The organism is Nostoc sp. S13 (assembly GCF_029379315.1).
Lineage (GTDB): Bacteria > Cyanobacteriota > Cyanobacteriia > Cyanobacteriales > Nostocaceae > Nostoc.
In genome coordinates this window covers 1-5,028 of the sequence record NZ_JAQYWQ010000223.1, presented here as the reverse complement: position 1 = coordinate 5,028, position 5,028 = coordinate 1, and the positions used below count along the sequence as shown (strand labels likewise).

Below are 5,028 nucleotides of genomic sequence, written 5' to 3'. Positions count from 1 at the left end.
GTCCGCGTTCGCTTTTAGCGTCTCGTAGAGAGCGTCTTGATTCTGACTCCTGAATTCTGACTTCTGAATTCTTCTTCAATCTTCTTGTATCATGAGTCTTTTTCGGTCAGAGTGGGGCAAGCAAGCTAATGGATTGTACCTTTTTCCTTTTGAAGTCGGAGTTATAGCTTCTTTGATTTGGGTGTATCTAGAAAAATTTTCTAATTTTCCGGAATTGGTTATGCTCAAGTGGTAGTATCTATCAGACTACCGATTTATACTGAAACTCTATAACTAATCTTCGGGGAATATAACCCCATTTCAAATTAAAAGCCCGGTCTTCATGGCCGGGCTTTTGACAAAGAATTAAAAAAATTGGGGTAACTCTAGAAAATCCTAGAATTACCCGAATTTTAAAAGTTAGGAGTTAGGAATTGTTTTTAACTCCTGTACAGACGCGATTAATCGCGTCTCTATTCCTAACTCCTAACTACTGATTAAATTAGGCAAAGGCAGCAGTCGTTACATCGTTATTCGACAGAATTTCTTGCAACTCTTCAGCGTCTACCGTTTCTTTATCAACCAACATTTGCGCTATCTGCTCTAAAATGTGGCGGTTACGCACTAATACTTCTTTAGCGCGTGTATAGGCTACATCCACAAGTTTGCGGACTTCTTCATCAATGGCGGCGGCGGTTTCTTCAGAGAAATCACGCTCTGACATGATATCCCGTCCCAGGAACATATTACCTTGCTGACGACCAAGGGCGACTGGGCCCAAGCGATCGCTCATCCCAAATCGGGTAATCATCTGACGGGCAACACGGGCTACTTGTTGTAAGTCGTTAGAAGCACCAGTGGTAACTTCTTCTTCACCAAAGATTAATTCTTCAGCAATCCGACCACCCAAAGCCACTGCCATCTGATTTTCCAGATAAGCGCGGCTGTATAAACCAGTGTCCATCCGGTCTTCGCTGGGGGTAAACCAAGTTAAACCACCGGCGCGACCACGAGGAATGATGCTAATCTTCTGCACAGGATCGTAGTCTGGCATCAAAGCACCAACTAAGGCGTGACCAGCTTCGTGATATGCCACCAAGGTTTTGCGCTTTTCGCTCATCACCCGGTCTTTCTTCTCTGGCCCAGCTAATACGCGATCGATCGCGTCGTTGATTTCATCCATCGAAATTTCAGTCAAATTCCGGCGTGCTGCCAGAATTGCGGCTTCATTCAACAGGTTGGATAAATCTGCGCCAGTAAATCCAGGGGTACGACGGGCAATTTTATCCAAGTCCACATCTTTGGCCAAGGTCTTACCACGAGCGTGTACCTTGAGAATTTCGCTACGTCCGGCATAGTCGGGACGATCTACCACAACTTGACGGTCAAAGCGACCAGGACGCAATAGTGCTGCATCTAGGACATCAGGACGGTTGGTAGCGGCAATAATGATGATGCCAGTGTTGCCTTCAAAGCCGTCCATTTCTGTAAGCAACTGGTTGAGGGTTTGTTCCCGCTCATCGTTACCACCGCCTAAACCTGCACCCCGTTGACGACCTACGGCGTCAATTTCATCGATGAAGACGATACAAGGAGCATTGGTCTTAGCTTGTTCAAACAAATCGCGGACGCGGGATGCACCCACACCTACGAACATTTCGACAAATTCCGAACCGGAGATCGAGAAGAAGGGTACACCTGCTTCACCAGCTACCGCACGAGCTAAGAGGGTTTTACCTGTACCAGGAGGGCCAACTAACAACACACCTTTAGGAATTTTTGCACCAACTGCGGTAAAGCGATCGGCGTTTTTAAGAAAGTCTACGACTTCGTTTAATTCCAACTTGGCTTGGTCAATACCAGCGACATCGCCAAATGTCACTTGAGTTTGTGGTTCCATTTGGACTCTGGCTTTGGATTTGCCAAAGTTCATCGCTTGGCTACCTGGGCCACTTTGAGCGCGACGTAGCAAGAAGAATAAGCCAACCAAAAGCAATACAGGAAAAAATAAGCTGCTCAGTGCCTTAAACCAAAATCCTTCATCGGTTTGAGGCAAAACAGAAATATCAACGCCTTTTGAAGTCAGAGTATTGATCAGGTCTGGATCGTTGACTAAGGTCACAATCCGTTTAGCGGGGTCATATTTGGGTGTAACCAGTGCTGTGGAGCGATCTGCACTCAAACTGACTTTTTCTACTCCGCCTTTTTGAACTTCTTGAATAAAGCGACTGTATCGCCATGTCTCTCTGTTCTGGGGTTGTTTGTCAAAAAATGCTGTTCCCAGCGCAATGACGACAATAAATAGCAGCGCGTACAGCCCTGCATTTCTCCATTTTTTATTCACTAAGGTCTATCCTCCTGTATTTTTCGGGCGTTAGCTCTGAGCGGGCGCTTTGCGCCATCGCCTAGGTCTCTGTTCGGAGAGGTCATTATTAAGAATTATGTTAACTTATCTTAAGTGTAACAACATGGCCTAGCTATGATGCTACAAAAAGCTCCCTGATTTGCTGAAAACTAGGATGGTAGGGATTATATTGTAGCGACCCTGTAGGCTGATTAACGGTATGAATCGGAATAATTTCTACCACACTATTAGTGTAGGCGATCGCTTCAAATCTCTGGACTAACTTGATGCTCCAAGTTTCTTCTCGCACTGGCTGCTGGTGGTTTTGCAACCAATTTACAAGTTGTGATCGCAAAATTCCCGGTAAAATTCCTGCCTTTTTGGGCGGTGTGTACCAATTGCGATCGTACCATCCCCAAAGGTTGCCTGTGCTGGTTTCTAGCCAATTTCCTTCAGCATCGACTAATATCGCTTCTTGGGCATCTAAGCTAGTTCTTGCCAACCAAGCACTCAAATAGTTTCCGGTTTTATGAGAGGGGAGAGAGCGATAAAATTCGGGACTAGCAACGGCGCATAAAATACCAGTTTTTTGTTTTTCTGTCAAACTTTGTGGTAATAATCTACCAGTTATCCACTCCCGTCCATCGGGAAAGATGGTAATTCTGAGAACGGGGAAGTGTGCGAGGAGAATTTGGGCACCTTGACGCACACGGTTCCAATCGGGTTGCTGCCAACCAAAAGTTTGTATTGAGAAAAGTAGGCGATCGCAGTGTGAGAGCCAATTGGTTAAACTACTATCGAGAGAGTTTTCATAAACCCGCAATGTTGTAAAAACAGTTGCTCCATAAAGTAACCCTGGATCGTTAATATCTAACTCTAAAGTTTGGGAGTGAATTAATTTGCCATCATACCAAAAAATATCATTTTTCACACTCATTTTGTTTGTCGCTACAACTGTATTGAAAAGTGATGACTTGTAATATTCATGCGCTGCATTAAATAAAACCTGTGAGCTGCAAATCGCTGAACACCAGAATCAAGATTCAGGTGTTCACAGTCATGATTTCTTGCATATTCAATTAGCCACTGAAATAACTGTTTACCATAGCTATGTGACCGCTTTAACTCATCAACAACTAAGTCATCAATATATAAAAACTTTCCTGATGCTAAACACGTAGAAATGCGAAATCCAGCCACTGCTATAGCTTGCTCCTCTACTTCCAAGAATGCAAGTTGATATCCTCCTTTCATTTGATATCGAACTTGTTCTACAAACTTAGCCTGCTCAAGGTGAGGGCGCAACTGAGATATAACAGGAAAACACTTTAAGATTTGAAAATCAGATTCTCCTAATTGTATTGACACTAGTATTGCTCCTGAAAATATTGTGACTACTCATATTACTTTCTCAAGTTATCGAGAATATCGCAATTTCGCAAAACTTTCTTTCTCTTGCAGCAAACTGTTATAACTAATAATTTAACGAATTCTCGGGTTTTAAGAAAAGAGCAACTAATAAGCGGCAAGTTTTGTGCCTCTTGTCTTTATTCCCGTTACAAAATATAATTACAAAAGGCGTTACGGTAGCGAGTCCGCATACCCCTACAATACAAGCAAGCTACACTTTGGTCTCGTAGAGAGCATCATTACAAATTACGAATTACGAATTATTTTAATCCTTTGGGGGAAATAGAATTTTATGAGTACCTTCAGGAGTTGTAATTACTTTACCTCCTAAAGCTTCGATTTCCCTAATTGCGCGTTTCTGAGTTCTCTCATCAACTTGATTATTTAAAACCATTGCCCAGGTAGAAATTTGAGCATATTTACTGTGAGGATTTCGACTCAAAAATTCAGCAGTTTTTTGGGAAGTATTAGCGATAAGCTGACTCTCTGCATCTGAAAAGTTATTAGCCCAGTTTGCCGCCGTTGCAAAAGATTTTTGGGCAGCTTGAGCATTCCCTAAAAATAATAACTCATCAACTCCTTTATAACGCCACACATAATAAGACTTTTCGGGAACTGAGGGAGATAGTGATTTTAAGCCTTTCTCTGACAATGCGATCGCGCGTTCTGGCATGGCAGCATACAATGAAGTACTGATAGAAAGACTCCGATACACTGCTAAAAATCGCGGATCACGTTCTATAATTACTTCAAAATATTCTGGACTTAAACTATAACCTGTTTTATCCCGAACTTCATCATCTCCAAAATATTGTAAAAAATTGAGATATACCAAATCTGCGATGAAGTTATCATAACCAAAACTAGGCATTTTTTGAAGAAAATTAAGATGCAGCTTTTCAGATTTTATTTCTTTTTCTAGAGTTTCTAAAGAGGCAGATTGTTTACTATTTATTAATTTTTGCAATTGGGGTAATTGAATTAAACCAACTCCTAATATACATACACAAGCTACTAAAGGTGTAGCAAGAGCTTGACGAGATAAGAACATATTTTTTTTGTTTTTCTCCGCATAGTCATATCATTGTATACATAGTTATATGGGAAAAGTTGGCCAGCACTTGGGCGTTTACGCTTTGCTAGGTCAAATAGAAAATAGGTAAACTAAAATAAAGTGATTTAAATTAAAGTACTATTTTATACTTACATCTTAGCCTTTGCTCTGATATATACTTTAGAAATCTCCAGAAATTAAATATGCGTTATCTAGAACCCTTGTAGAGACGCGAAATTTC

At 41.6% G+C, this 5,028-nt stretch carries 4 protein-coding genes; all 4 read right to left on the bottom strand.

Going from position 1 to position 5,028, the window contains the following annotated elements; translation table 11 throughout:
• Positions 1-481 precede the first annotated feature (481 nt).
• The 4 genes from ftsH3 to PUQ00_RS32370 all read right to left on the bottom strand — a co-directional run bounded on the left by ftsH3 (position 482) and on the right by PUQ00_RS32370 (position 4,784).
• Positions 482-2,323, bottom strand: a complete 1,842-nt coding sequence (ftsH3, locus tag PUQ00_RS32385; RefSeq protein WP_300424066.1) for an ATP-dependent zinc metalloprotease FtsH3 — start codon at positions 2,321-2,323, stop codon at positions 482-484.
• 133 nt (positions 2,324-2,456) lie between these two features.
• Positions 2,457-3,260, bottom strand: coding sequence for an aminotransferase class IV (locus PUQ00_RS32380; protein WP_300424065.1), 804 nt, complete (start codon positions 3,258-3,260; stop codon positions 2,457-2,459).
• A gap of 11 nt (positions 3,261-3,271) precedes the next feature.
• Positions 3,272-3,691 carry a GNAT family N-acetyltransferase gene (locus PUQ00_RS32375; RefSeq protein WP_300424063.1) on the bottom strand — a complete coding sequence of 140 codons (420 nt, stop codon included), beginning with the start codon at positions 3,689-3,691 and terminating at the stop codon, positions 3,272-3,274.
• Positions 3,692-3,998: 307 nt separating this feature from the next.
• Entirely contained in the window at positions 3,999-4,784 is a 786-nt protein-coding gene (locus PUQ00_RS32370) for a hypothetical protein (protein ID WP_300424061.1), read from the bottom strand.
• Positions 4,785-5,028: the final 244 nt, after the last annotated feature.